The organism is Streptomyces sp. CB01580, assembly GCF_001905795.1.
GTDB lineage: Bacteria > Actinomycetota > Actinomycetes > Streptomycetales > Streptomycetaceae > Streptomyces.
Window position 1 is genome coordinate 1 of the sequence record NZ_LIXJ01000077.1, and the last position, 2,300, is coordinate 2,300.

Here is a 2,300-nt window from a genome sequence, read left to right on the forward strand (position 1 = left end):
GCAGCGTGAAGCAGATGAAGACGCCCGCCACGACATAGGCGACCGGCATCAGCTTGGCCACGTCGAAGGGGCCGGGGTCGGGCCTCCTGAAGACCCGGGCCACGTTGCGGCGCAGCGCCTCCCAGAGCGCCCCGGCGATGTGTCCGCCGTCGAGCGGCAGCAGCGGCAGCATGTTGAAGAGGAACAGTGAGAGGTTGAAGCCCGCCAGCAGGAACAGCATCATCGCGACCTGGTTCTGCGCCGGAACGTCCAGCGTCATCACCTCGCCGCCGATCCTGGCCGCGCCCACGACGCCCACCGGCGAGTCGGCCGCCCGTTCGCCGTCGCCGAAGGCGGCGTCCCACAGTCCGGGGATCTTGGACGGGAGGGCGATGATCGAGTCGACACCGTTCTCGATCATGTCTCCCATGCGGACCACCGAGTCGCCGAAGGAGAGCGGGACGATCTCGGTCTGCGCGGCGAAGCCGAGGTAGCCGGCCTTCACGTACTCGCCGGGGACGACCTCGCCCCGGGAGTCCTTCTTGGCGACCGCGTTCTCCTTGAGCTCGGCGTGGAGGGTCTTCTCCTGGCCGTCGCGCTGGACGGTGATGGTGGCCGGGCCAATGGTGTCGCGGATCTTCTCGGAGAGCGTGGCCCAGTCGTCGACCTTCTGGCCGTCGAAGGCGACGATCCGGTCGCCCTTCTGGAGCCCGGCGGCCTGTGCGGGCGAGACGTCGTCGGACTTCTTGCAGGTGTCGCGGTTCTCGCTCTGCGGGATCACGCACTTCTGGACGCCCGCGACCTCGGTGGTCTGGGTCTGGAATCCGAACGTCATGGCCACGCCGAGGAAGATGCCGACGGCGAGGACCAGGTTCATGAACGGTCCGGCGAACATCACGATGACGCGCTTCCACGGCTTGCGCGTGTAGAAGAGCCGCTTCTCGTCGCCGGGTTCGAGTTCCTCGAAGGCGGCGGACCGGGCGTCCTCGATCATGCCGCGCCACGGCGACGTGGAACGGGCCTCCAGCCGACCGTCCGGTCCCGGCGGGAACATGCCGATCATGCGGATGTAGCCGCCGGCCGGGATCGCCTTGATCCCGTACTCGGTGTCGCCCTTCTTCCGTGACCAGATCGTCGGTCCGAAGCCGACCATGTACTGGGGGACGCGGATCCCGAAGAGCTTCGCGGTCGACAGGTGCCCGAGTTCGTGCCAGGCGATGGAGAACAGCAGGCCGATGACGAAGACGGCGATGCCGAGAATCGTCAACAGGACCGTCGAAATGCTCATGCGCGCGCCTCCGCTGTCGCCTTCGCCGAGAGTTCACGGGCCCGGGCGCGTGCCCAGGTCTCCGCTTCCAGGACGTCTGCGACCGTGAGCGAAGTTCCCGCGGCGGGGGTGCCGTGTTCGGCCACCACCGCCGTGACCGTATCCATGATGCCGGTGAACGGCAGCCTTCCCGACAGGAACGCGTCGACGCATTCCTCGTTCGCGGCGTTGAAGACGGCGGGGGCGGTGGAACCGAGCGTGCCCACGTGCCGGGCGAGTCCCACGGAGGGGAACGCCTCGTCGTCGAGGGGGAAGAACTCCCAGCTGGAGGCCTTCGACCAGTCGAAGGCGGGCGCGGCGTCCGGGATGCGCCGGGGCCAGCCGATGCCGATCGCGATCGGGCCCCGCATGTCCGGGGGCGTGGCCTGGGCGAGGGTGGAGCCGTCGGTGAACTCCACCATCGAGTGCACGTACGACTGGGGGTGCACCACGACCTCGATCCGGTCGAACGGGATGTCGTAGAGGAGATGCGCCTCGATGACCTCCAGGCCCTTGTTGACGAGGGTGGCGGAGTTGATCGTGATGACCGGTCCCATGGCCCAGGTCGGGTGGGCCAGGGCCTCCTCGCGGGTGACGTCGGCCAGCTCCGCGCGGGTGCGGCCCCGGAAGGGGCCGCCGGACGCGGTGACGACGAGCTTGCGCACGTCGGCACGGGTGCCCGCGCCCAGGGCCTGGAAGAGGGCGGCGTGCTCGGAGTCGACCGGGATGATCTGGCCGGGCTCGGCCAACTCCTTCACCAGCGGGCCGCCGACGATCAGCGACTCCTTGTTGGCGAGGGCGAGGGTGCGGCCCGCGCCGAGGGCGGCGAGGGTGGGGGCGAGACCGATGGAGCCGGTGATCCCGTTGAGCACGGTGTGGCAGTCGGTGGCGGCGAGTTCGGACGCCGCGTCGGGCCCGGCGAGGATCTCGGGGAGCGGTTCGCCCGCCCCGTACCGCTCGCGCAGCGCCTCGCGGAGGGCCGGTACGGCGTCCGGCGCGGAGACGGCGACGGCAC

At 69.8% G+C, this 2,300-nt stretch carries 2 protein-coding genes; both read right to left on the reverse strand.

The window, feature by feature from the left end:
- Positions 1-1,267: M50 family metallopeptidase (locus tag AMK22_RS37120; protein ID WP_073792142.1), on the reverse strand; the 1,267-nt coding region annotated here is incomplete at its 3' end.
- Positions 1,264-2,300, reverse strand: a 1,037-nt coding sequence (locus AMK22_RS37125; protein ID WP_073792144.1) for a 1-deoxy-D-xylulose-5-phosphate reductoisomerase, incomplete at its 5' end; no start/stop codon positions are given. The genes AMK22_RS37120 and AMK22_RS37125, both read right to left, overlap by 4 nt.